Source organism: Rhodovarius crocodyli (assembly GCF_004005855.1).
Classification (GTDB): Bacteria; Pseudomonadota; Alphaproteobacteria; order Acetobacterales; family Acetobacteraceae; genus Rhodovarius; species Rhodovarius crocodyli.
Window position 1 is genome coordinate 200,561 of the sequence record NZ_SACL01000005.1, and the last position, 23,173, is coordinate 223,733.

Below are 23,173 nucleotides of genomic sequence, written 5' to 3' on the forward strand. Positions count from 1 at the left end.
CATGTCCCGTCGCGCCGCGCTGACGGTGCCTGCCCTCGCGCTGGCTGCCCCCGTTTTGGCGGCCCCCGCTTTGGCAGCCGAGGAAGCCTTCTTCGATTCCGCCGGCACGCGCATCCGCTATATCGAACAGGGCCAGGGTGAGCCGGTGGTGCTGGTCCATGGCTATACCAGCACAACGGAACGGCAGTTCGTGAACACCGGCGTCTATGGCGCGGTGGCCAGCATGTACCGCGCCATCGGCATGGATGCGCGCGGCCACGGGCGCAGCGGCAAGCCGCATCGCCGCGACGATTACGGCCGCGAGATGGGCCGCGACATCGTGCGGCTGATGGACCACCTGAACATCCCGCGGGCGCATATCGTGGGCTATTCCATGGGCGCGCATATCGTGGCGCAGCTGCTGGTGCAGCAGCCGGAACGCTTCATCACCGCGACCCTCGGCGGGGCTTCCGGGCGGCGCAACTGGTCGGCCGAGGACCAGGCCAGGGTGGATGAGGAATCGGCCGAGATGGACCAGGGCGTGCTGCGCAGCCAGTTCCTGCGCCTGCGCGACCGCAGCCTGCCCCCGCCCTCCGAGGAGGAGATCCGCGCCGACAGCGCCCGCCGCCTGGCCGGCCAGGACCCGCGGGCGCTTGCCGCCGTCCGGCGCTCCAACCCCGACCAGGTGGTGACGGAAGCCGAGATGGCCGGGGTGCGGATACCCACGCTCGGCATCGTCGGCACAGCGGACCCGTATCTGCGGGAGTTCGAGGCGCTGAAACGGGCCATGCCGCAGCTCGAACTGGTGACCATCCCCGGCGCCACCCACGGCAGCGCGCCGGGCACGCCGCAATTCCGGGAGGCGCTGATGACGTTCCTGAGGGCGCATCCGGCGAGGGCGTGAGGCGCTCGGGCAATCGGCACTACGGATCGGCACAGATGTCAGGTCCAGGGGGCGGCGCCCCCCCCCCCCTGGCTCTCACCCCACCAGCTCCGGGTTCACCATCATCCCCGGGTCCGGCTTCCCATCCAGGCAGTCCAGGATGTTCTGCGCCGCCGCCCTTGCCATCCGCGCCAGCCCTTCCTCCGTGCTGGCCGCGCTGTGCGGGCTGATCAGCACGTTCTTCAGCCGGGTCAGCGGATGGATGGACCGGGGCGGCTCCACCTCCAGCACATCGGTGCCGAAGCCGAACAGCCGGCCCGATTCCAGGGCCGGGATCAGGGCGGCTTCCTTCACCACCGGGCCGCGCGCGGTGTTCACCAGGATGGCGCCGGGCTTCATCGCGGCAAAAGCCGCCTCATCCATCAGGTGCCTCGTGTCCGGCCGCAGCGGGCAGTTGAGGGAGACGACATCCGCCCTGGCCAGGGCGGCATGCAGGTCGCGCGCCACCTCCACCCCGTCGGCCGCCAGGCGCGAGGGGCGCCACAGCGGGTCCAGCACGCTGACGTGCATGCCCAGCGCCTGGCCATAGCGCACGACGCGGCTGCCGATGCGGCCATAGCCCACCACCAGCAGGCGCTTGCCCGCCAGGTCCAGCGTGTCGGGGCCGCCCTGGGGCCACCACTCGCCGGCGGCGATGGCGTTATGCGTGTCCACCGCGCGCCGCGCGAGGGCCAGCATCAGCATCAGCGCGTGCTCGGCCACCGACAGGTCATTGCTGCCATTGGCCACCATGACGGGCACGCGGCGGGCGGTGCAGGCCGCGATATCCACCGCGTCGAACCCCACGCCATAGCGCGAGACGCAGCGCAGCCGGGGCGCGGCATCGAGGGTTTCCTGCGTCACGCGCTCCAGCCAGCACAGCACGGCGTCGGCGTCGGCGAGTGCGGCATGGAACTGCGCGGGCGGCGGGTCGTGCAGGATGGTCAGGCGGATGCCTGGCCGTTCCTCCAGCAGGGCGAGCCCCGCCGGGTGCAGCTTCCGGCAGAGCAGGATGTGGTGCTGGGCCATCAGTCGGTGATCCTCTCGATGCGGTTGGCTTCGACCACGTTGCGCCACATCGCGATTTCCGCGCGGACATGCTGGGCGAAGCGTTCGGGGCTGCCGCCCTCCGGCCGGGCGCCCAGCTGGCGCAGGCGGGCCTGCACGGCGGGGTCGCGGTTGGCACGGTCGAACAGCGCATTCAGGGTGGCCACCACCTGCGGCGGCGTGCCGCGCGGCGCCATGTAGCCGAACCAGGGTTCCGCCACCGCGTCCACGCCCTCCTCCCGCAGGGTCGGGATATCGGGCAGCGAGGGATCGCGCTCCGAGCCGCTGACCACGAGCGCCCGCAACTGCCCGCCCTGGATGGCGGCCAGCAGGGTCGGCACATTCTCGAACATCATGTGGGTGGCGCCCGACATCACCGCCTGCATGCCCGGCGCGCCGCCGCGGAAGGGCACATGCGTCATCTGCAGACCAAGGCGCAGGTTCATCAGCTCCGGCAGCAGGTGGTTGGAGCTGCCGAAACCCGAGGAGGAGAAGTTCACCGCCGGCCCCTGCCGCCGCGCCCATTCGAAGAACTGCCGGGCGTCGCGGGCCGGGTGGTCCGGCCGCACCACCAGCACGTTCATCACGCTGCCCGACCAGAACACCGGCACCAGGTCGCGCTCGATGTCATAGGGCATGCGGGCATAGATGCTGGCGTTGATGGCGCAGTTGCCGACCGTGCAGGCGCCCAGCGTGTAGCCGTCGGGCGCCGACTGGGCGGCGGCCGCCATCCCGATGTTGCCGTTGGCACCCGACCGGTTCTCCACCACCCATTTCTGCGGCAGGTCGCGGCTCGCGGCCTCGGCGAAGACGCGGGCGATCAGGTCCGTGGCGCCGCCGGGCGGGAAAGGCACGATGATGCGCACCGGGCGCTCGGGCACCCATTCGGCCTGGGCATGGGCGATGGTTGGCGACAAGGCAGCCAGCGGCAACGCCGCCAGCAGCCGCAGCAAGGCGCGGCGCATGAAGGTTCCTCCCGACAATTCTTATGGGGGCAGCTTCGCGCGGGGCGCCTCTTGCGTGCAAGCCTCCGCCTGAGTAAGTTTCGTGCGCAATGCGGACCATGCGCGACATCGCCGTGATCGATCAGGGGGCACAAAGCCTCTCGCTTCCGCTCGCCCTCCTTCTTCTTCGACTTACGCGCCCCTGAGCGTGATGCATGGCCGCGCGCCATCGTCGCTCAGGGGGCTGCCCCGGCGGCGAGGATGCCGCACGCCATAAAGCCAGTTCAGGAACGCCAGCATGTCCATCAACCATCCCAGCTTCGGCCAGATCGCCCCGGGCCGCGTCATCATCTTCGACACCACCCTGCGCGACGGCGAGCAGTCGCCCGGCTTCTCCATGAACCTGCAGGAGAAGCTGCGCATGGCCGAGGCCCTGCATGAGCTGGGCGCCGACGTGCTGGAAGCCGGCTTCGCCATCGCCAGCCCCGGCGATTTCGAAAGCGTGCAGTCCATCGCCCAGCGCTTCTCGAAGGACGGCCCGGTCATCGCCAGCCTGTCCCGCGCCAATGCGGCCGACATCATGGCCAGCGTAGAGGCCACCAAGCCCGCCGCCCGCCCCCGCGTGCACATCGTGCTGGCGACATCCGACCTGCACATGCGGGTGAAGCTGCGCATGACGCGTGAGCAGGTGCTGGAGCGCATCACCGAGAGCGTGTCCCTGGCGCGCAACCACGCGGCCGATGTGGAATGGTCCGCCGAGGACGGCTCGCGCTCCGACCTGGACTTCCTGTGCCAGTGCGTGGATGCCGCCATCAAGGCCGGCGCCACCACGATCAACATCCCCGACACGGTGGGCTATTCGCTGCCGGCCGATATGGGGCTGATCTTCTCCACCCTGATCAACAAGGTGCCGGACGCCGACAAGGCCATCTTCAGCACCCACAACCACAACGACCTGGGCCTGGCGGTGGCGAACACCCTGGCCGCGGTTCAGGCGGGCGTGCGGCAGATCGAGTGCACGATCAACGGCATCGGTGAGCGCGCGGGCAATGCCAGCCTGGAGGAAGTGGCGATGGCGCTGCGCACGCGCCATGACGCGCTGGGCATCTCCACCGGCATCGAGACCAAGCGCATCCTGCGCACCAGCAAGCTGCTGGCCACCATCACCGGCTTCGACGTGCAGCCCAACAAGGCGATCGTCGGCCGCAACGCCTTCGCGCATGAAAGCGGCATCCATCAGGACGGCGTGCTGAAGGACGCCAGCACCTATGAGATCATGACGCCGGAGAGCGTGGGCTGGTCCACCAACTCCATCATCCTGGGCAAGCATTCGGGCCGCGCCGCCTTCCGCGACCGGCTGAAGACCCTGGGCTATGAGGTGGGCGACAACCAGCTGAACGACGCCTTCAAGCGCTTCAAGGATTTGGCCGACCGCAAGAAGGTCGTCTACGACGAGGACATCGCCGCCCTGGTGGATGACGAGACCGCCCAGCAGCAGGCCCGCATCAAGCTGGTGGCGCTGACGGTGGCCACCGGCATGGGCGCCAAGCCCATGGCCACCCTGGCGCTGGAAGTGGATGGCGAGCGCGTGGACGGCATGGCCACCGGCGACGGCGCGGTGGACGCCACCTTCGCCGCCCTGCGCCACGCCTTCCCGCATGACGCCACGCTGAAGCTGTATGCGGTGCAGAGCGTGACCGGCGGCACCGACGCCCAGGCCCGCGTGACCGTGCGCCTGGAGGAGAACGGCAAGCTGGTGGACGGCCAGGGTGCGGAGACCGACACCATCGTCGCCAGCGCGCGCGCCTATGTCACGGCGCTGAACAAGCTGCTGGTGAAGCGCGAGCGGCGCGAGCCGCCTGTCGCTGCCGAGTAACGCGATACCCCCGGCGCGCGGTCTTGCCGGATCGCGCGCCTGCGGGGAAAGTTCCGCGGCAACACGGAAACGTTCCCCATGAAATTCTCCTTCTCCGGCGCCAGCCCCTATGTGCGCAAGGCGATGATCGTCGCCATCATCCGCGGCATCGACGGCCAGCTGACCGACCTGGCCATGAAGACGGCGGACCCGGCGCTGGCCGCGCTGAACCCGCTCTCCAAGATCCCGACCCTGGTCACCGATGACGGCATGGCCCTGTATGACAGCCCGGTGATCTGCGAGTACCTGGACAGCATCGGCACCGCCCCGGCCCTGTTCCCCGCCGGCGCCGCGCGCTGGAAGGCGCTGCAGCTGCAGGCGCTGGGCGACGGCATCATGGATGCCAGCCAGCCCCGCCGGCGCGAGATCGCCCTGCCCCAGGATGACGGCCGCCGCGAATACATCGCGACCCAGCGCGGCAAGGTGGAACGCGCCATCGCCAAGCTGGAATCCGAGGCCGGGACGCTGGGGCTGCTGACCACGATCGGCGAGATCACGGTGGCCTGCGCGCTCGGCTATCTCGACTTCCGCTATGCCAATGAGCCCTGGCGCGAGGCCGCGCCGAAGCTGGCGGCCTGGTACGCGAAGGTGCTGGAGATGCCGGCGATGAAGCGGACCATGCCGGCCGCCTGACATGGCGCTGCTGCGCCAGGCCGTGCCGGGGGATGCCGAGGCGCTCGGCATCCTTCACGTCGCGGCCTGGCGTGAGACCTATGCCGGCCTGCTGCCGGATGCGCTGCTGGCCGGGCTTTCGGCGCGGCAGCGCGGCGCCATGTGGGCCGGCATGCTGGGTGACCCTGCCGCCCACAACATGATCGAGGCCTTCGTGGCCGAGGATGCCGGGGCGCTGGTGGGCTTCGCCTCCTGGTGCCGCCAGCGGGACGTGGGGCTGCGGCAACTCGGCTTCGGCGGCGAGATCGGGGCCATCTACCTGCTGCGCTCGCATCAGGCGCAGGGGTTAGGTCGGGCCCTGATGCGCCTGCTGGCGCAGGCCATGGCCGCCCGGGCCATTCCGGCGGCAGCGCTCTGGGTGCTGCGCGAGAACACGGGCGCACGCGCATTCTATGAGACGCTCGGCGGGGAGCCGGTGGCCGAAAGGCAGGAACGGCACGCGGGCGCCCTGCTGACCGAAATCGCCTATGGCTGGCGGGATCCGGGCGGGCTGGCGCGCCGCCCATAGCCGGCCGGGCGGTGCCAAAGGCCTTGCGGCCTTTGGCGGAGAAGCGGGGTCAGGCCCGCTTGATGTTCCAGAACAGCGGCGGGCCCTTCAGCACGCCGGTCAGGGATTTGCGATAGGCCGTGGGCTGGAAGTACTGGCCGGACGGCACATAGGGCACCTTGTCGAAGGCCGCCTGCTGGATCTTGCGCGTGGCGGCCTGCTGGGCCGCCAGGTTCGGCGCGTCGAACCATTCGTCGCGGGCGGTCTCGATCTCGGGGATGTCAGGCCAGCCGAACCAGGCGCGGTCCGCATTGCCGCGCAGGGCGTTGTGGCCGGCCGGGTTCCAATGGTCGATCGCGGACCAGAAGGTGAAGAAGCCGCTCCAGCCGCCCTGGTTGATCGGGTTCTTCAGGGCGCGCCGGTTGATGACGCTGCCCCAGTCGGTGGCCACGTATTCCACGTCGAAGCCCATGCGGCGGAACAGGTCGGCACCCACCAGGCCCGCCGCGTTGATCGAGGCAAGGTCGGTCGCGTTCATCAGGACCAGCTTCTTGCCGATGGCGCCTGCCGCCTCCAGCTCACGCCGCGCCTGGTCGATCGAGTTCTTGTAGCGGTCGAGCCCGATGTCGGAAGCGAGCGGCGAGGCGGGGGCGAAGAAGCCCACCCGGTCCTTCTTCCATTCGGCGGAATCACCGATGACGGCGGTCATGATGTCCATCTGGTTGATGGCGGTCACGACCGCGCGGCGCACCCGCACGTCGTTGAAGGGCTCGGTCAGGTGGTTGGGGCGGAAGGTGCAGATCAGCCCCATGATGTCCGCGATCTCGACGGTGATGTTCCGGTTCCGCTGCAGCAGCGGATACAGGTCGGCCGTCGCCTGCTCCCACCAGTCGATCTCGCCCGATTGCAGGGCGGCGGCTGCCGTCGCGGGGTCGTTGATGATGTGCCACTCGGCGCGGTCGAAATTCACCACCTTGGGGCCGGCGGTCTGGCTGACCGCGCCGCTGCTGCGCGGCACATAGGCGGTGTTCTTGGAATAGGCCGCGCGCACGCCCGGGTTCCACTCGTCGCGGCGGAACACGAAGGGGCCGGAGCCGGTGGGATCGGTGATCTGGGTGAAGGGGTCCGTGCGGGCCACACGCTCGGGCATGATGAACAGCACGGGCGTGGTCACCTTCGCGAAGGCGTCCAGCATCAGCGGGAAGGGCCGGTTCAGCCGGATCTCGAACACCTTGTCGGAAGGCGTGCGGAATTCCGCCAGCCGCGACAGCAGTTCCTGGCCGAAGGCATCGCGCCGGGCCCAACGCTGGATGGAGGCCACGCAGTCCACGCCGCGCACCGGCTCACCATCATGGAACTTCAGCCCGTCGCGCAGCGTGAAGCGCCACAGCAGCCCGTCATTCTCGACGGTGTGGCCCTCGACCATCTGCGGCTGCGGCTTGAAGTCCAGGTCCAGACCGTAGAGCTGGTCATAGACCATGTAGCCGTGGTTGCGCGCGATATAGGCCGTCGTCCAGAACGGATCGATGGTGGAGAGATTGGCCTGGGGAATATGGGTCACGCGCCGGGCGTTGGCCGGCTGGGCAGAGGCGGGGGCGGAAAGGCTCGCAGCTGCCAGTCCGCCCGAACCGGCGAACAGATCGCGACGCTTCATGTGAAACTCCCTGTTTTCATGAGATTGCCCCGAGCATCGCCGATGGCTTTGCGGAATGAAAGCAGACTTTTCATGATGTCTGGGCAACCTGGACGGCAGCGTGCCGCCCGCCGCGCGCCGCTGCAATGACGCAGTTCGGTTTGTGCCCGTGGGGCCGCGCGGCTATGTGAACGGGATGGATGCACGTCTCGCGCTGATCGCCCAGTTCTTCCGCTTCGGCGTGGTGGGCACGGTGGGGTTCCTGGTGGATGCGGGCACGCTGTGGGTGGTGATGGCGCTGGGCGCCGGCCCCTATGGCGGGCGGATCCTGTCCTACCTCGCGGCGGCGACCACCACCTATCTGCTCAATCGCGCCTGGACCTTCCGTTCCGCCGCGCGCGGGGCGCCCATGGCGCGGCAATGGGGGCTGTTCCTGGCGCTGAACCTGCTGGGCTTCGCGGCCAATTACGGCACCTACGCCACGCTGATCTCGACGACCGAGACCGTGGCCCGCTGGCCGGTGCTGGGGGTGGCCGCGGGGTCCCTGGCGGGCATGTTCATCAACTTCGGGCTCTCCCGCCGCTTCGTCTTTCGCCAGCCCGTCACAGACAAAGCGTGACGCCCAAAGACCCGCCGCTCTGCTATTCATCGTTTTGAACATTGCCGCACCGCGCCAGCCATGGCAGCGGGACGGCGTTTCATGATGGGTAAAGCCGGGCCGTGACATTCCATGCGGCCAGGCGGCGTTCCGAAGGGGGTTGGCATGGCACGGCAGCACGATGAGAGCGGGAGGCAGGCACCATGATGCCGCCGCGCCCCGGCCTGTTCGCGCCCAACCCGCTGAAGGAGACACCGCTCGCCAAGGCCATCGCCGCCTGCCGCGGGCAGTTGATGCTGGTCGGCGCCTTCTCCGGCGTCTCCAACCTGCTGCAGCTGACGATCTCCATCTACATGATGCAGGTGTTCGACCGTGTGCTGGCCACCCGCAACCTGAACACGCTGCTCTACCTCACGCTCATCGCGGTGGCCGCCATCCTGGTGCTGGCCATCCTGGACGCCGTGCGCGGCGCGGTGATGCAGCGGCTGGGCCAATGGATGGAGACGAAGGTGGCGCCCGAGGGCTTCGCCCGCGCCCTTGAATCCCATCTGCGCGGCCGCCCCTACCGGATGGAGGCGCTGCGCGACCTGGCGGTGGTGCGCGGCTTCATCGCCTCGCCCTCCATGCTGTCCATCTACGACGTGCCCTGGGTGCCGGTGTATCTGGCCTTCATCTTCATGCTGCACCCCATCATGGGCTTCCTGGCCCTGGGCGGCGCGGTGCTGCTGTTCTGCCTGACGCTGCTGAACGAGGTCATCACCTCCAACCTGCTGAAGGAGGCGAACGTCTCCGCCATGGCCAATCAGCGCCGGGCGGATGCGATCTCCCGCAATGCGGAGGTCATCGACAGCATGGGCATGCTGCCCGCCGTGCTGGCGCGCTGGCGTGAGGGCGTGTCGCGCATGCTGCCCCCGGCCAGCGCCGCGGCCGACCGCGCCAGCTGGATCATGGGCACGACCAAGTTCATCCGCCTGTCGGTGCAGATCGCGGTGCTGGGCCTGGGCGCCTATCTGACGCTGCAGCAGGAGCTGACCTCGGGCGGGTCCATCGCGGCGTCCATCATCATGGGCCGAGCGCTGGCGCCGGTGGAACAGCTGATCGGCGGCTGGAAGTCCCTGGTGGCCGCCCGCCAGGCCTGGCGCCGGCTGCAGACCTTCCTGGCCCTGCCGCGCCTGCGGCCCGAGGGCATGGCCCTGCCCGAACCCACCGGCAAGCTGTCGGTCGAGCGCGCGAGCTTCGCCTTCCCCGGACAGAACGTGCCGATGGTGAAGGGTGTCGCCTTCGAGCTGGCACCGGGCGAATCACTGGCCATCATCGGCCCGTCCGCCGCCGGCAAGACCACGCTGATCCGGATGCTGATCGGCGTGGCCCAGCCCAGCACCGGCAATGTCCGCCTGGACGGCGCCGATGTGTTCATGTGGAAGCGCGAGGATTTCGGTCGCCATGTCGGCTACCTGCCGCAGGATGTCGAACTGTTCGACGGCACCGTGTTCGACAATATCGCCCGCATGGGCACCGCCGAGCCCGAGGCGGTGTTCGAGGCGGCGCGGCTGGCCGGCTGCCATGAGATGATCCTGCGCCTGCCGCAGGGCTATGACACCGAGATCGGCGACGGCGGCACCTTCCTGTCGGGCGGCCAGCGCCAGCTGATCGGCCTGGCGCGCGCCATGTTCGGGCGTCCCAAATTCATCGTGCTGGACGAGCCCAACTCCAACCTGGACGGCGACAGCGAGGCCGCGCTGACGGCGGCCCTTGAAAAGCTGAAGGCCCAGGGCACCACCGTGGTGCTGGTCAGCCACCGCCCCGCCCTGGTGCAGGGCGTGGACAAGGTGCTGCTGCTGAAGGATGGCGCGGTCGAGATGTTCGGGCCCCGCGCCGAGGTGCTGAAGCGCCTGATGGCCCCGCCGCGCCCCACGGCCGGCCCGCCTGTGCCGATGGGAGGGGCTGCCTGACATGAGCGACATCATCGAACGCCCCGAGAGCGCGCCCGCCCCCCAGCCGCCGGCCCCGCCCCCGGCGCCGATCAAGCGCGGCCCGATCGACCTGCCCTTCGACCCCATCCTGGACGCACCGCGCCCGCGCACCCGCACGCCCATCATCCTGGGCGTGGTGGTGATGCTGGGGCTGTTCGGCGGCTTCATGGCCTGGGCGACGCTGGCGCCCCTGGCCGAGGCCTCCATCGCCTCCGGCGTCATCAAGGTCGAGGGCACGCGGCGCACGCTGTCCCACCTCGAAGGCGGCATCATCCGCGAGATCCTGGTGCGGGACGGCGACACGGTGCGCGCGGGCCAGGTGGTGATGCGGCTGGATGACGTGCAGTCCTCCGCGACGCTGGAGGCGCTGCGCGCCCAGCGCTTCCAGCTGGAAGCCCAGACCGCGCGGCTGACCGCGGAGGCCGAGCGCCGGCGGGAGATCACCTTCCCGGCCGAGCTGCTGAACTCCACCCACCCCCGCGCGCGGGAGGCCGTGACCGGCCAGCGCGCCCTGTTCGAGGCCCGCACCGCGAGCCTGGACAGCCAGGTCTCCGTGCTGGAATCCCGCGTGAACCAGCAGGAAGCCGTGCTGCGCAGCGCCGAGGCCCAGCTGGTCGCGACCCGCCGCCAGCTGGTGCTGATCCGGCAGGAGGAGGAGATGCGCCGGGGCCTGGTGAACCAGGGCCTGTCGCGCCTGCCGGAACTGCTGGCGCTGCAGCGCGCGGCCGCTGGGCTGGATGGCCAGGTGGTGGACCTGCAATCCCAGATGCTGCGCGCCAATGCCGGAATCGCCGAGGCACGCCAGTCGATCCGCCAGCTGAACGACCAGCGGCTTGAGGAAGTGAACAAGGAAAGCCGCGACGTGGCGGCCCGCCTGGCCGAGGCGAGCGAGCGCGAGCGCGCCGCCGAGGATGTGTCGGAACGGCGCGAGATCACGGCGCCCGAGGCCGGCACCATCGTCAACATGCGCACCTTCACCCTCGGTGCCGCGCTGCGCGGCGGTGACCCGGTGATGGACCTGGTGCCGACCCAGGACCGCCTGGTGGCCGAGGTGAACGTGCTGCCGATCGACATCGACGTGGTGCACCCCGGCCTGCAGGCCGAGATCCGGCTGCCGGCCTTCCGCCAGCGCCTGGTTCCCTATCTGCACGGCCATGTCACCTGGGTGGCGGCCGACGTCACGAGCGACCAGCAGACGCGCCAGAGCTACTACCGCGCCTACATCACCATCGACCAGGAGCAGCTGGACCGCCTGCCGAGCGTGTTCCTGGTGCCCGGCATGCCGGTCGAGGGCCACATCATCCTGGGTCAGCGCAGCTTCTGGCGCTACATGACCCAGCCCATCCGGGACAGCATGACCCGGGCCTTCCGGGAACAGTAAGGGAGAGACTGAGTGTCATTGACGGACAAGCCGGCGGTCTTCGCCGACGGCATCATGGATGCTTCGGTGCATTACGGCGTGGCGCGCATCACGCTGGCGCAGCTGGGCCCCGACGGAAAGGCGCAGCCCTCCGGCCAGTTGATGGTGCCCCTGGTGCAGCTTCCGGCCATGGCCAATGCGCTGGCCGCGCTGGTGCGCCAGATCGAGGCGAAGCTGAAGGAGACGCCGGCGACCGCCGCCGCCCCCGCTCAGCCGGCCGCCGCCCCGGGCGAGGCGACACCGATGCCGGGCGCCTTCACCTTCGGCAGCCGCTGAGCAAGGCCGCCAGGGAAGGCTTCAGCCTTCCCGCTTGCCGGTTTTTTCCCAGACCTCGGCCTGGGCCAGCAGCGCCGCCGCGAGCGACAGCACCTGCGCGGCCCTGGTATGGCCCAATTCGAAGGCCTCCGCCGCGAGGCTCGCGATGCAGGCCTGGATCGCCTGCGGAGAGGAAGCGACTTCCTCGCCCGTGCCCTCGGGCAGGGACGGATAACTTACATGCACTGAACTCACCCCCGTACTGTCAATTCACAATACCGTGGAGGCAGGCCCGCTTGCCAACCGTGGTGCGCAACATGCGCAATCACGAATTCGTGATATAGATCACCAGGAAACCAAATCCGGCGGGGTGTTTCCAGGCCTAGGATACGCCCCGGCCCGGGCTTTTGTCCCTGCTGCGACTGCCGTCCGGCTTGAACAGCCACACCGTACCCTCCCACTCGCCGAAGTCCACACCCTCATAGGAGGTGTAGAGCGTGAAGCGCCACAGGCGGTGATTGACCACGCCCTGGGTGAAGGCCTGCGGCGCGTCGGAGGCACGGACGATCGCCCCGGTATAGCCCGCCAGTTCGCGCATCAGTGCCCGCCCATTGCCCGTGAAGCCAGTACCGTCGCTTGAATCCTCGGCGGCGGAACATGAGTAGATGTCGATGATCGCGCCAGCGGCGAATTTCGTTGCCAGCGCGCCGAACTCACTGACGGTGTTCCAGGTCAGGTCCCCCGCGCCCAGCTGCAGCCCGAACCCCCCGCCGAGGTGGCTATAGGCCGCGCGCTCGCTCTCCACCCCGCTCTCATAGCCATGGCAGCAGATGCTGAGGCGACTGATCCGGCCGCTCCCCGCGCCGTTGCTGATCGCGGTGATGACATCCGCCAGGGGCTGGGTGGTACCCACGATGATGTCCGTCGGGCGCGGGCGCCTGAAGCGCGCTCCGATCCGGGTGTCGAGGACGCGCAACTCGATATCGGCCATGCCCGATGCTCCGCAATCTCAGGCGAGGCTGCGCTTCCCTACCGTTTCACGCATACCGCGCACGGGGGATGTGGCCCGCTGCGATGCAGCACGATTCCGCGAGCCTCGGCGAACGCTTGCACTTCCGCACCGGTCGCGTAGCGTTGCGCACAACGAAACGGAGGAAAACAGTGTTCGACGCCAGCCTGCGTGATCCCGACACCCTGCGCCGCCTGCTGAACCCGCGCTCTGTCGCGGTGGTGGGCGTCTCCGCCGAACCAGCCAGCTTCGGTGCCCGCACCATCACCAACATGAAGCTGTTCGACGGGCCGGTGCATGCGGTGAACCCGAAATACGCGGGCCAGGAACTGCACGGCTTCCCCTGCGTCGCCACCATCGACGACCTGCCCCAGGGCACTGACAGCGTGGTGCTCTGCATGCCCCGCACCGGCGTGGTGCCGAGCCTGGAGGCCGCGGCCCGCCGCGACATCGGGGGGCTCACCATCTACGCCTCCGGCTATGGCGAGACGGATTTGCCCGAGCGCGCGGTGGAGGAAGCGGACCTGCGCGACCGCGCGCGGGCGCTGGGCATCCCGCTGCTGGGGGCCAATTGCCTGGGCTTCGTGAACCATGTGACGCGCCTCGGCGCCACCTTCATGCCCGACTATGTGAAGATGACGGCCCCCGCGGGCGGCGTGGGCGTGGTCAGCCAGTCCGGTGCGCTGGGCTATGCGCTGATGCAGGCGGCCGAGCGCGGCTTCGCCATGTGCCACATGGCCACCGCCGGCAACGCGACCGACCTGGATGTGTGCGACCTGGCCGCCTTCCAGCTGACCCTGCCCGAATGCCGCTCCATCGCGCTGGTGGTGGAGGGGCTGCGCGACGGGCGCAAGCTGTTCGAACTCGGCCGCCAGGCGCGCCACGCCGGCAAGCCCATCGTGGTGCTGAAGCTGGGGCGCGGCGAGACCGGCGCCAAGGCCGCCATGAGCCACACCGGCAGCATGGCCGGCAGCACCGCCGCCTGGTCCGCCGCCTTCCGCCGCGCCGGCATGCTGGAGGTGGAGGATTTCGACGGGCTGCTGGAGACCTCTGGCTTCCTGGCCAAGGCGCCGCCGCCCAAGGCACGGGGCGTCGCCATCGCCACCCCCTCCGGCGGGGCCGGCATCATGGCGGCCGACCACGCGGAATATGTGGGCCTCGCCCTGCCCCAGCCCGAGGAAGCCACCGCCAAGGTGCTGCGGGAGGCGATCCCGGATTTCGGCAGCCCCCGCAACCCCTGCGACCTGACGGCGCAGGTGGCGACCAACCCGGCCATGTATGACGCCTGCATGCGCGCCATCCTGGCCGACCCCCAATACGGCGTGGTCGTGATGCCGGTGGTCTATCACAACCCCGCGCCCACCGGCACGCCGAACCGCATGAAGCTGATGCGCCCCCTGGCCCAGGAAGCCGGCAAGCCCATCTGCATCGCCTGGATCCCGGAAAGCCTGGAAGGGCCCGGCCCCTATGCGGTGGACACCGCGCCGGAACTGTCGCTGTTCCGCTCCATGCGGCGGCTGATGAACGCCATCTCCCTGTGGCACCGCTGGCATGACGGCGCGCCTGCGCAGGCCCCGGGCGTGGGCGAGGCGGCGCGCCAGGCCGCCGCCGCCATCCCGGCCAGCGCCCGCACGCTGATGGAAGCCGAGGCCAAAGCCGCCTTCGCCGCCGCCGGCCTGCCGGCCATGCCCGACATCCGCGCGACCTCGGCCGAGGAAGCGATCGCGGCCGCCGGGCGCATCGGCTACCCGGTCGTGCTGAAGATCGACAGCCCCGACATTGCCCACAAGACCGAGGTGGGCGGCGTGAAGCTCAACCTCTCCCACGCCGAGTCGGTGCGGGCGGGGTATGACGGCATCATCGCCTCGGTGAAGGCCCACGCCCCCGATGCGCGCATCGATGGCGTGCTGGTCCAGAAAATGGCCGAGCGCGGCCCCGAACTGATCGTCGGCGCCCGCCGCGACCCGCAATTCGGCACCACCGTGCTGGTCGGCCTCGGCGGCGTGCAGGCCGAGCTCTGGAAAGACGTGGCGCTCGACATCGCCCCGGTTTCCGCCGAACGCGCCGAGGCCATGCTGCGCTCGCTGAAATCCTTCCCGCTGCTGGATGGCTTCCGGGGCTCGGCCAAGGTGGACCTCGCCTCGGTGGCGGCCACCATCGCCCGCTTCTCGGAACTGGCCGTGGCGCTGGGCGACCGACTGGAAGAAGCCGAAATCAACCCGCTGGTCTGCCTGCCCACCGGCAGCGTGGCACTGGACGGGCTGATGAAGCTGGCGGGGTGAGGCGCACTCCGGGGGCCTTGCCCCCGGCCCCCATCAAGGGGCGCTGCCCCTTGAAACCCCGCCAGGAGCCTGTGGCCCCTGGACCCACTTGAGTCTTCTGAAAGTTTGGGGAAGGGGCTGAAGACGAGCGCGGGGTCAGAGCGCGCTCTGTGCCCCTTCCCCCAACTTTCAGCTCCCGGTTTCCAAAGGCCTTTCGGCCTTTGGCGGGGTGCCGAGGGGCAGAGCCCCTCGGTGGGGTCAGGGGGCAAGGCCCCCGAACGCGCCCTACCCCGCCAACCTCACCGGCTCGCCCAGGGTCTGCATCAGGCGGTTGGCCCAGGCGAACATCGCGACCGAGGCGATGATGTCCAGGATTTCCTCATCCTTCAGGCCGAAGCCGCGCAGGGTGGCGACATCCTCGGCGGTGGCGGCCGCGGGGGTTTCGGAGAGGCGGACCGAAAAGTCGACGATGGCGCGGGAGCGCGCGTCCATTTCGGCGCCGTTGCCCTCGGTCACCAGCCGTTCCATCAGTGCCGGGTCGCCCTTGAGCTGCACATAGCGCTGGGCGTGGACGGAGAGGCAGTAGGGGCAGCCGTTCATGCGGCTTTCGGCCGAGGCAGCGAGCTCACGATCCTGGCGGGAGGCGCCGCGCGGGCCGTACATGATGGTGTTGAACAGCTTGCTGCGTTGGCGCAGCACCTCGGCCTCCTGCACCAGCAGCAGGTAGTAGTCGCTGGTCTTGGCCTTGGGGTGGCTTTCGTCCAGCACCTTGGCCTGGTCGGGGGTGGCGTTGGCCACGTCCAGCACCGGCAGCCAGGCCTTCCAGTCCAGCGTGTCGGAGGTGAAGCCGAAATCGGCGGTGTTGGTCACGGTCATACCCCGCCCTCCAGCAGCTTCAGGCCATGCAGCATGCGCGTCTGGTAGTTCACGAAGGCGATGAGCTGGGAGAGCATGACGATGTCCGTAGGCGCCAGGCCCGCCGCCGTCAGCGGGGCCAGCTTGCCGGGGTTCGCCTCATGCGGGCGCAGGGTCAGCATCTCGGCATGGGCCAGCAGCGCGGGCAGGCGCGGGCTGTCGCCGGCCTTGGCGGCATGGTGCTCGGCAAGTGCCGCGCAGTCGTTCCACAGCGCCACCTGGCGGGCAACGGCATGGCGCTCGGCAGCGGTCAGGCCCGAGGGGGCCTCGAAGATCGCGGCCTCGCTGCCCTGGCCCGCCGCGCGGACGTCGGGGCGCAGGGCGCGCAGGGTATCGAGGCGGGAGCCGGGGGCGATGCCCAGCAGCTCATCCAGCACGTCGCGCATGGAAACTCCGTGATTCGTATCGCAGCCGATGCTGCCACGAACCAGGCGCGGGGCCTATTCCCCGTCCTTCTCCAGATCGCGCATCACCTCAGGCCGGCGCATCACTTCAGACATCTTCATCGCGTAGTCGAGCGCGCTGTCGTTCTGGAAGTGGATGTCGGGCGCGTATTTCAGCCGCACGGCGCGCGCCACCTCGGTGCGGAACCAGGGGGCGGCGTGGCGCAGGGCGGTGAAATGCTCGGGCGTCACGTCGCGGCCCAGGCCGCTGATGAAGGCGGTCATGTGCTTCAGGTCCGGCGAGGCGCGCACCTCCGTGACCGTCACGCGGATGGAATCCAGCGCGGGGTCGCGGAAGTTGGCGCGCGCGAAGATCGCGGACAGGGCGTGGCGCACTTCCTCCGCGACGCGGAGCTGGCGCTGGGACGGGCCCTTGGGGCCCTCGCCGGGGGTACGGCGCTTCATCTCAAACTCCTCGGGGCCTCAGGGCCCCAGAAACGAGAAAGGCGCCCCTAAGGGCGCCCCCCTCTCTAGCATAGGCGAAAGGACTATTCCGCCGCGACGGTCTCGACCTCGAAGCACTCGATCTGATCGTCGACACGGATGTCGTTGTAGTTCTTGAAGGACATGCCGCACTCGTAGCCCGAGGTGACTTCCTTCACGTCGTCCTTGAAGCGACGCAGCGTGGCGAGTTCGCCCTGGTGGATGACCACGCCGGCGCGCAGCAGGCGGAAGCCGCAGCCACGCTTCACCACGCCCTCGGTCACGCGGCAGCCGGCGATGTTGCCGAGGCGCTTGACCTCGAACACCTGCAGGATCTGCGCGTAGCCGATGAACTTCTCGCGGTGGATCGGGGCCAGCTTGCCCTTCACCATCTTCTCCACGTCGTCGGCGACTTCGTAGATGATCGAGTAGTAGCGGATGTCGACGCCGTCGCGGTTCGCCATCTCACGCGCCTGGGTGGTCGCGCGGACATTGAAGCCCACCAGGATGGCGTTGGACGCCTTGGCCAGCTGCACGTCGGATTCGGTGATCTGACCGACGCCGGAGTGCAGAACGCGCACCTTCACCTCGTCATTGCCGAGCTTGCCCAGCGTGACGGTGATGGCTTCGGAGCTGCCCTGCACGTCCGCCTTGATGACGACGGCCACTTCCTTCTGCTCACCCGCCTGGATGCGGGCCAGCATGTCGGTCAGGCTGCCACGGCCTGCCGTGAGGGCGGCAGCGGCCTTCTCGCGCACCTTGCGCTGGCGGAACTCGCTGATCTCACGCGCACGGCTCTCGTCCTCGACGACCACCAGCGGCTCACCGGCCGAAGGCACGCCGGACAGGCCCAGCACTTCCACGGGAACCGAGGGACCGGCTTCCTTGACCTGCTGGCCCTTGTCGTTGACCAGCGCGCGGACGCGGCCCCATTCGGCGCCGGCCACCACGTTGTCACCGGTGCGCAGCGTGCCGCGCTGCACCAGCACGGTTGCCACCGGGCCACGGCCGCGGTCGAGCTTGCTCTCGATCACGGTGCCTTCGCCCATGCGGTCCGGGTTGGCGCGCAGTTCCAGCACCTCGGCCTGCAGGCTGATCGCCTCGGCCAGCTTGTCGAGGCCGATGCCCTTGGTCGCGGAGACCTGGATCTCCTGCGTGTCGCCGCCGAGCTCCTCCACCACGATCTCGTGCTGCAGCAGCTCGTTGCGGACGCGGTCGGGGTTCACGCCGTCCTTGTCGATCTTGTTGATCGCCACGATCAGCGGCACGCCGGCCGCCTTCGCGTGGTGGATCGCCTCGACCGTCTGGGGCATCACGCCGTCATCCGCCGCGACCACCAGCACGACCATGTCGGTCACGCCGGCACCGCGGGCACGCATGGCAGTGAACGCCTCGTGGCCCGGGGTGTCGAGGAAGGTGATGCGCTCACCGTTCTTCATCTGCACCTGGTAGGCGCCGATGTGCTGGGTGATGCCGCCGGCCTCACGCGCGGCCACGTCGGTGCGGCGCAGCGCATCGAGCAGGCTGGTCTTGCCGTGGTCGACATGGCCCATGACGGTGACGACGGGCGGACGCGGCATCAGCTCGCCATCCTCGTCGGTCTCGCCTTCCAGGCCGATCTCCACGTCGGAGTCGGCGACGCGCTTCACGCGGTGGCCGAATTCCTCGACCACCAGCTGCGCCGTGTCGGCGTCGATGCTCTGGGTCAGGGTGGCCATCACGCCCATGCGGAACAGCGCCTTCACCACGTCGCCGCCACGGGCGGCCATGCGGTTGGCGAGCTCGGAGACGGTGATCGTCTCGGGCACGATGACCTCACGCACCACGCGCTCCTGGCCGGAGCGCAGGCGCGCCAGTTCCTGCTGGCGGCGCTCACGCTCACGGGCGCGGCGGACGCTGGCGATGGAGCGCGAACGCTCGTCCTCGCCCTCGATCGCGGCGGCCACGTCGATGCCGCGACCCGAACGGCGCTCGGCCGTCTGGGGGGCGCTGCTCTTGCGGGGCGGGACCGTGGTGGTCTTGCGCGGCGGCGGGGCCGCGCGGCGGCGGCGCTCCTCCTCGGTCGCGCCCCCTTCCTCGGGACCACGCAAGGACAGGCGCGCACCCGGAGGCGGCGGAGAAGAAGGCGAGCCTACGGGGCGACGGCCGACCGGGCCGGCACCATCGGGGCGCGGCGGACGCGGGCCGCCGAAACCGCCGCCACCAGGGCCGGAACGGTCACCATAGCCACCACCGGCCGGGCGCGGAGCGCCCGGGCCACGCGGGCCGTCATTGCGATAGCCGCCACCGCCGCCGGGGCCGGAGCGGTCGCCATAGCCACCGCCGCCCTGCGGGCGCGGCGCGCCATAGCCGCCACCACCCTCACGCGGGGGACGGGGCGCATAGCCGCCACCGGCACCACCTTCACGCGGCGGGCGCGGGCCGTCATTGCGATAGCCGCCGCCACCGGGACCCGAGCGATCGCCATAGCCGCCGCCGCCCTGGGGGCGCGGGCCGTCATTGCGATAGCCGCCGCCACCGGGGCCGGAGCGGTCGCCATAGCCACCGCCGCCCTGGGGGCGCGGGCCACGGTCGTCGCGGCGGAAATCGCCACGCTGCTGGAAATCACCGCGCGGGGCGGGCGCCTCGCTGCGGGCAGGCGCCTCGCTGCGCACGGGCGGCGGCGGGGCCTCGGCACGCACCGGGGGCGCGGGCTCGGGGCGCGGCGGCGCGGCCTCGACGGGGGCGGGTGCGGGTGCGGCGGGGCGCGATTCCTCGGCGGCGCGGCGCGCGGCTGCCTCGGCGGCAGCACGCTCACGGGCCTCGTCGGCGGCGCGCTCACGCGCTTCCTCGGCGCGGCGCGCGTCGTCCTCGGCGCGGCGGGCCGCTTCCTCGGCGGCGCTGCGCACCATCAGGGCCTGACGCTCACGCTCCTCGCGCTGGCGCTGGGCCTCAACCTTGCGCTGCTCCTCCAGCACGCGCTGGCGGATCGCCTGCTCGGCCTGGGTCAGCGGGCGGCCGGCGGGCTGCTGCGGCGCGGGCGAGCTGTTGCGCGGCGCCTGCTGGCCGGAGGACGGCGAGCGCGCGGCGGGGGCCGCGGGCGCCGGCTTGGCGGGGGGTGCGCCGGGCGTGACGGTACGCTTCTTCAGAACCTCGACCTGCACCACCTTGCTGCGGCCATGGCTGAAGCTCTGCCGGACAGAACCGGCAGCCTCCGTCTTGCCCAGCTCCAGCCGCCCACCGGGGCGAAGGCTGAGGCGGCTCTTGGCCGCATCCTGGTCGTTCTGATTGCTCATTCGCTGGTATTCGCCCGATCCGTACTGCCCGACCGCAGTCGGGGATTGCCCTAAACCTTAAGCACGCCCTTCGCAATGGCGCGCCTTGCATGACTGCCGCTCAATCTGCGGGCGAGAGGCCCGAGAGGCGCGACGCTTCCTGCCGGATCGCATCCGCCAGCTTCCCGGGTGCTATCGCGACGTGTACCGCCGCCTCGCGCCCGAAGGCCTGGCCCATACGTTCCCTGGGCAGCGCCACCACAACGGGTAGTTCCGCCCTGCCGACCAGCCGCGCGCGTTCCGCCTCGCTGCCATCGGTTGCCTCGACCAGCACGCCCACGCGCTTGGCCTGAAGCCATTCCTGGACCTTCTGGAAGCCCGCCACCGCCGCACCGGCGCGACGGGCCATGCCCAGCAGATCCGCCAGCCGCTCCGACAGAAGGTACCGAAGCACCTCCGCCAGATTGTCCGGCACCTTCACCCCGCCCTTCGCGGCGCGGGAAAATCCACCCTTCTTCAGGGCCGTCTCCAGCGCCCGGGCATCGGCCTTCAGCCACATGCCCCGGCCCGGCAGGCGCCCCGTGAGGTCAGGCACCACCTGGTTCTCCGGCCCCACCACGAAGCGGATCATCGCTTCCTTCGGCAGGACCTCCCGAGTGGCCAGGCACCGCCGCAGCGGTCCCTTCATCTCGGGCTCGTCAGGCTCGTCCCCCTTGGGCTCGCCGCCCTCGGCGTCAGGCGTCGGCGGCGGGCTGCTCACCCTCGGCCCCACCTTCGAACCAATGTTCACGCGCGGCCATGATGACGGCGTTGGCCGTCTCCTCGTCCATCGCGCCCTCGCCCAGCATCTCGACCAGCTCGTCGCCGGCCAGGTCCGCCAGGTCGTCCAGCGTCTTCACGCCCTTCTCGCCCAGCGTCACCAGCATGGCGGAGGTGAACACGTCGAACTCGGCGACGGCATCCTCCACGCCCAGGTCGCGGCGCTTCTGGTCGTTCTCCGCCTCCACGCGCTCCAGCCACTCAGAGGCACGGCGCTTCAGCTCGGCGGCCACGTTCTCGTCGAAGCCCTCGATCGAGGCGAGCTCGTCATCCTCGGCGGTGGCGATTTCCTCGATGGTCGTGAAGCCTTCCTGCACCAGCAGGCCGGCGATCACGTCATCCACGTCCAGCCCCTCGACGAACAGGCCGGTGCGCTTGCGGAAGTCCTCCTGGCGGCGCTCCGATTCCTCGGCCTCCGTCAGGATGTCGATATCGTAGCGGGTCAGCTGAGATGCAAGACGCACGTTCTGGCCGCGGCGACCGATGGCCAGGCTCAGCTGGTCGTCGGGCACCACCACCTCGACGCGGCGCTCCTCGTCGTCCAGCACCACCTTGCTCACCTCGGCGGGCGCCAGGGCGTTCACGATGAAGGTGGCCGATTCCTGGCTCCAGGGGATGATGTCGATCTTCTCGCCCTGAAGCTCGGCCACCACCGCCTGCACGCGGCTGCCGCGCATGCCGACGCAGGCGCCGACGGGGTCGATGGAGGAGTCGCGGCTGATGACGGCCATCTTGGCGCGGCTGCCCGGGTCGCGGGCCACGGCCTTGATCTCGATGATGCCGTCGTAGATCTCCGGCACTTCCTGCGCGAACAGCTTGGCCAGGAAGCCAGGATGCGTGCGGGACAGGAAGATCTGCGGGCCGCGGGTTTCCTCGCGCACATCGTAGATATAGGCGCGGACGCGGTCGCCGTTCTTGAAGCTCTCGCGCATGATGGTCTCGTCGCGGCGCAGCAGCGCCTCGGCGCGGCCGAGATCCACCATCAGGTTGCCGTACTCGGTACGCTTGACGACGCCGTTGATGACCTCGCCCACGCGGTCCTTGTACTCGTCGAACTGCTTCTTGCGCTCGACCTCGCGCACGCGCTGCACGATCACCTGCTTGGCGGTCTGCGCGGCGATGCGGCCGAAATCGATGGGCGGCAGCGGATCGACGATGAATTCACCGACGCTGATGCCGGGCTTCACCTTCTGGGCGATGCGCAGGGGCATCTGCGTCGCCTCGTTCTCCACCGGCTCTTCCTCGACCACCTCGGTCCAGCGGGAGAGCTTCACCTCGCCGTTCTTGCGGTCGATGGTGGCGCGGATGTCCTTCTCCAGGCCGTACTTCGCGCGACCGGCCTTGCCCATGGCCTGTTCCATCGCCTCGAGCACTTCCTCGCGCTCGATCATCTTCTCCCGCGCGACGGCGTCGGCCACCAACAGCAGCTCGGGGCGCGGAATGCTGACTTCCACGGCCATGGTCAGTGCTCCTTCAACTTCCGCGCGCCATTGGGCGCGGGCTTCTTAGCGCGCCGGGGCGCGGATGGGATGGATTCGTCTTCCGCCTCGGCGGAAAGCTCGGTCTCGCCGGCCGGGGCCTTTCCGGCCGTCGCGGCGATCAGTTCGTCGGTCAGCACCAGCTTGGCGCGGCGGATGTTGCCGTGCGGCAGCTCCACCTCGCCGCCCTCGTCCAGGCGCAGATGGGCGTTCTCGGGCGTGGCGTTCAGGATCACGCCGCGGAAGCGCCGGCGGCCATCCTGCGGCACCATCAGGTCGACAGTCGCGATGTGGCCGGTGAAGCGTACCCAGTCCTTGATGCGGGTCAGCGGGCGGTCGATGCCCGGGGAGGACACCTCCAGCATCCATTCGCCGCGAATCGGATCCTCGACATCCAGCACGGCCGAGACCTGGTGGCTGATGGTCTCGCAATCCTCGACTGTGATGGGCGCGCCGTCCGTGCGGTCGGCCATGATCTGCACCACGGGCCGTTCCTTGCCGCTGACCTGCACGCGCACGAGCTCGTAGCCCAGGGCCTCGATGCCCGGCGCGATGCTGTCGGCGATGCGGCCCTCAAGGCCATCGTGAATGGGGCGTTCGGCAGACAAATGACTGATCCAGTAAGGCTTAACGACCATCCAAGCCCGAACCGGGCGGCCCCGGAGGAGCCACCCCCATGCAGACCGCGATGGATGGAATGACGGCTATGTAGTCCCCTGGGCTGTC

At 69.8% G+C, this 23,173-nt stretch carries 20 protein-coding genes and 2 pseudogenes; 9 read left to right on the plus strand and 13 right to left on the minus strand.

The genetic code is table 11. From position 1 onward, the window contains the following. The first annotated feature begins 1 nt into the window (after window position 1). Window positions 2-883 carry an alpha/beta fold hydrolase gene (locus EOD42_RS15815; RefSeq protein ID WP_164867965.1) on the plus strand — a complete coding sequence of 294 codons (882 nt, stop codon included), beginning with the start codon at window positions 2-4 and terminating at the stop codon, window positions 881-883. 75 nt (window positions 884-958) lie between these two features. On the opposite strand, the gene EOD42_RS15820 is transcribed toward EOD42_RS15815, so the two are convergent. Beyond that, window positions 959-1,930, minus strand: coding sequence for an NAD(P)-dependent oxidoreductase (locus EOD42_RS15820; protein ID WP_127788525.1), 972 nt, complete (start codon window positions 1,928-1,930; stop codon window positions 959-961). After that, entirely contained in the window at window positions 1,930-2,913 is a 984-nt protein-coding gene (locus tag EOD42_RS15825) for a Bug family tripartite tricarboxylate transporter substrate binding protein (RefSeq protein ID WP_127788526.1), read from the minus strand. The genes EOD42_RS15820 and EOD42_RS15825 overlap by 1 nt, the downstream gene beginning before the upstream one ends. A gap of 277 nt (window positions 2,914-3,190) precedes the next feature. Here EOD42_RS15825 and EOD42_RS15830 point away from each other — a divergent pair, with 277 nt between their 5' ends. The 3 genes from EOD42_RS15830 (at window position 3,191) to EOD42_RS15840 (ending at window position 5,987) form a co-directional block, all read left to right on the plus strand. Further along, on the plus strand, window positions 3,191-4,768 hold the full coding sequence (locus EOD42_RS15830) for a 2-isopropylmalate synthase (RefSeq protein ID WP_127788527.1): 1,578 nt from the start codon (window positions 3,191-3,193) through the stop codon (window positions 4,766-4,768). 78 nt (window positions 4,769-4,846) lie between these two features. Then, entirely contained in the window at window positions 4,847-5,440 is a 594-nt protein-coding gene (locus tag EOD42_RS15835) for a glutathione S-transferase N-terminal domain-containing protein (protein ID WP_127788528.1), read from the plus strand. 1 nt (window position 5,441) lies between these two features. Beyond that, window positions 5,442-5,987, plus strand: coding sequence for a GNAT family N-acetyltransferase (locus tag EOD42_RS15840; RefSeq protein ID WP_127788529.1), 546 nt, complete (start codon window positions 5,442-5,444; stop codon window positions 5,985-5,987). Window positions 5,988-6,036: 49 nt separating this feature from the next. Here EOD42_RS15840 and EOD42_RS15845 read toward each other — a convergent pair whose 3' ends face one another. After that, window positions 6,037-7,620: an ABC transporter substrate-binding protein gene (locus tag EOD42_RS15845; protein WP_127788530.1), complete on the minus strand. Its 1,584-nt coding sequence runs from the start codon at window positions 7,618-7,620 to the stop codon at window positions 6,037-6,039. A gap of 175 nt (window positions 7,621-7,795) precedes the next feature. Between EOD42_RS15845 and EOD42_RS15850 the strand changes: the two genes are divergently transcribed. The 4 genes from EOD42_RS15850 (at window position 7,796) to EOD42_RS15865 (ending at window position 11,866) form a co-directional block, all read left to right on the plus strand. Further along, entirely contained in the window at window positions 7,796-8,218 is a 423-nt protein-coding gene (locus EOD42_RS15850) for a GtrA family protein (protein ID WP_127788531.1), read from the plus strand. 182 nt (window positions 8,219-8,400) lie between these two features. Beyond that, entirely contained in the window at window positions 8,401-10,149 is a 1,749-nt protein-coding gene (locus EOD42_RS15855) for a type I secretion system permease/ATPase (RefSeq protein WP_240655180.1), read from the plus strand. 1 nt (window position 10,150) lies between these two features. Next, entirely contained in the window at window positions 10,151-11,551 is a 1,401-nt protein-coding gene (locus tag EOD42_RS15860) for an HlyD family type I secretion periplasmic adaptor subunit (protein ID WP_127788532.1), read from the plus strand. Window positions 11,552-11,563: 12 nt separating this feature from the next. Next, entirely contained in the window at window positions 11,564-11,866 is a 303-nt protein-coding gene (locus EOD42_RS15865) for a hypothetical protein (protein WP_127788533.1), read from the plus strand. Window positions 11,867-11,887: 21 nt separating this feature from the next. Here EOD42_RS15865 and EOD42_RS15870 read toward each other — a convergent pair whose 3' ends face one another. Further along, window positions 11,888-12,091 carry a hypothetical protein gene (locus EOD42_RS15870; protein WP_127788534.1) on the minus strand — a complete coding sequence of 68 codons (204 nt, stop codon included), beginning with the start codon at window positions 12,089-12,091 and terminating at the stop codon, window positions 11,888-11,890. Window positions 12,092-12,227: 136 nt separating this feature from the next. Beyond that, window positions 12,228-12,836, minus strand: coding sequence for a hypothetical protein (locus EOD42_RS15875; protein ID WP_127788535.1), 609 nt, complete (start codon window positions 12,834-12,836; stop codon window positions 12,228-12,230). Window positions 12,837-13,006: 170 nt separating this feature from the next. On the opposite strand from EOD42_RS15875, the gene EOD42_RS15880 reads away from it, so the two are divergent. Beyond that, window positions 13,007-15,136, plus strand: coding sequence for an acetate--CoA ligase family protein (locus tag EOD42_RS15880; protein WP_164867966.1), 2,130 nt, complete (start codon window positions 13,007-13,009; stop codon window positions 15,134-15,136). Between the two features lie 264 nt (window positions 15,137-15,400). On the opposite strand, the gene EOD42_RS15885 is transcribed toward EOD42_RS15880, so the two are convergent. From EOD42_RS15885 to rimP, 8 genes and pseudogenes are all read right to left on the minus strand, one after another. Then, complete coding sequence (locus EOD42_RS15885; protein ID WP_127788537.1) at window positions 15,401-15,991, minus strand: peroxidase-related enzyme; 591 nt, start codon at window positions 15,989-15,991, stop codon at window positions 15,401-15,403. Beyond that, window positions 15,988-16,416, minus strand: coding sequence for a CMD domain-containing protein (locus EOD42_RS15890; RefSeq protein ID WP_127788538.1), 429 nt, complete (start codon window positions 16,414-16,416; stop codon window positions 15,988-15,990). Before EOD42_RS15890 ends, EOD42_RS15885 begins: the two co-directional genes overlap by 4 nt. 54 nt (window positions 16,417-16,470) lie before the next feature. Beyond that, window positions 16,471-16,878 (minus strand): 30S ribosome-binding factor RbfA, encoded by a 408-nt coding sequence (gene rbfA / locus EOD42_RS15895; protein ID WP_127788539.1) that lies wholly within the window; start codon window positions 16,876-16,878, stop codon window positions 16,471-16,473. An 83-nt stretch (window positions 16,879-16,961) separates the two neighbouring features. Further along, window positions 16,962-19,168, minus strand: a pseudogene (gene infB / locus EOD42_RS26610) (translation initiation factor IF-2). A gap of 847 nt (window positions 19,169-20,015) precedes the next feature. Further along, window positions 20,016-20,171: pseudogene (locus EOD42_RS26615) on the minus strand (translation initiation factor IF-2 associated domain-containing protein); the annotation flags it as partial. Window positions 20,172-20,271: 100 nt separating this feature from the next. Continuing rightward, window positions 20,272-20,910 (minus strand): RNA-binding protein, encoded by a 639-nt coding sequence (locus EOD42_RS15905; protein WP_240655181.1) that lies wholly within the window; start codon window positions 20,908-20,910, stop codon window positions 20,272-20,274. Then, window positions 20,885-22,429, minus strand: a complete 1,545-nt coding sequence (nusA, locus tag EOD42_RS15910) for a transcription termination factor NusA (protein WP_206020371.1) — start codon at window positions 22,427-22,429, stop codon at window positions 20,885-20,887. The genes EOD42_RS15905 and nusA overlap by 26 nt, the downstream gene beginning before the upstream one ends. A gap of 2 nt (window positions 22,430-22,431) precedes the next feature. After that, window positions 22,432-23,055, minus strand: coding sequence for a ribosome maturation factor RimP (gene rimP / locus EOD42_RS15915; RefSeq protein WP_338069642.1), 624 nt, complete (start codon window positions 23,053-23,055; stop codon window positions 22,432-22,434). Window positions 23,056-23,173: the final 118 nt, after the last annotated feature.

What these genes read in the sequence shown, in the direction of transcription:
- EOD42_RS15815 (WP_164867965.1), top strand. Translation starts at nt 2, where the DNA reads ATGTCCCGTCGCGCCGCGCTGACGGTGCCTGCCCTCGCGCTGGCTGCC.
- EOD42_RS15820 (WP_127788525.1), bottom strand. Translation starts at nt 1,930, where the DNA reads ATGGCCCAGCACCACATCCTGCTCTGCCGGAAGCTGCACCCGGCGGGG.
- EOD42_RS15825 (WP_127788526.1), bottom strand. Translation starts at nt 2,913, where the DNA reads ATGCGCCGCGCCTTGCTGCGGCTGCTGGCGGCGTTGCCGCTGGCTGCC.
- EOD42_RS15830 (WP_127788527.1), top strand. Translation starts at nt 3,191, where the DNA reads ATGTCCATCAACCATCCCAGCTTCGGCCAGATCGCCCCGGGCCGCGTC.
- EOD42_RS15835 (WP_127788528.1), top strand. Translation starts at nt 4,847, where the DNA reads ATGAAATTCTCCTTCTCCGGCGCCAGCCCCTATGTGCGCAAGGCGATG.
- EOD42_RS15840 (WP_127788529.1), top strand. Translation starts at nt 5,442, where the DNA reads ATGGCGCTGCTGCGCCAGGCCGTGCCGGGGGATGCCGAGGCGCTCGGC.
- EOD42_RS15845 (WP_127788530.1), bottom strand. Translation starts at nt 7,620, where the DNA reads ATGAAGCGTCGCGATCTGTTCGCCGGTTCGGGCGGACTGGCAGCTGCG.
- EOD42_RS15850 (WP_127788531.1), top strand. Translation starts at nt 7,796, where the DNA reads ATGGATGCACGTCTCGCGCTGATCGCCCAGTTCTTCCGCTTCGGCGTG.
- EOD42_RS15855 (WP_240655180.1), top strand. Translation starts at nt 8,401, where the DNA reads ATGATGCCGCCGCGCCCCGGCCTGTTCGCGCCCAACCCGCTGAAGGAG.
- EOD42_RS15860 (WP_127788532.1), top strand. Translation starts at nt 10,151, where the DNA reads ATGAGCGACATCATCGAACGCCCCGAGAGCGCGCCCGCCCCCCAGCCG.
- EOD42_RS15875 (WP_127788535.1), bottom strand. Translation starts at nt 12,836, where the DNA reads ATGGCCGATATCGAGTTGCGCGTCCTCGACACCCGGATCGGAGCGCGC.
- EOD42_RS15885 (WP_127788537.1), bottom strand. Translation starts at nt 15,991, where the DNA reads ATGACCGTGACCAACACCGCCGATTTCGGCTTCACCTCCGACACGCTG.
- EOD42_RS15890 (WP_127788538.1), bottom strand. Translation starts at nt 16,416, where the DNA reads ATGCGCGACGTGCTGGATGAGCTGCTGGGCATCGCCCCCGGCTCCCGC.
- rbfA (WP_127788539.1), bottom strand. Translation starts at nt 16,878, where the DNA reads ATGAAGCGCCGTACCCCCGGCGAGGGCCCCAAGGGCCCGTCCCAGCGC.
- nusA (WP_206020371.1), bottom strand. Translation starts at nt 22,429, where the DNA reads ATGGCCGTGGAAGTCAGCATTCCGCGCCCCGAGCTGCTGTTGGTGGCC.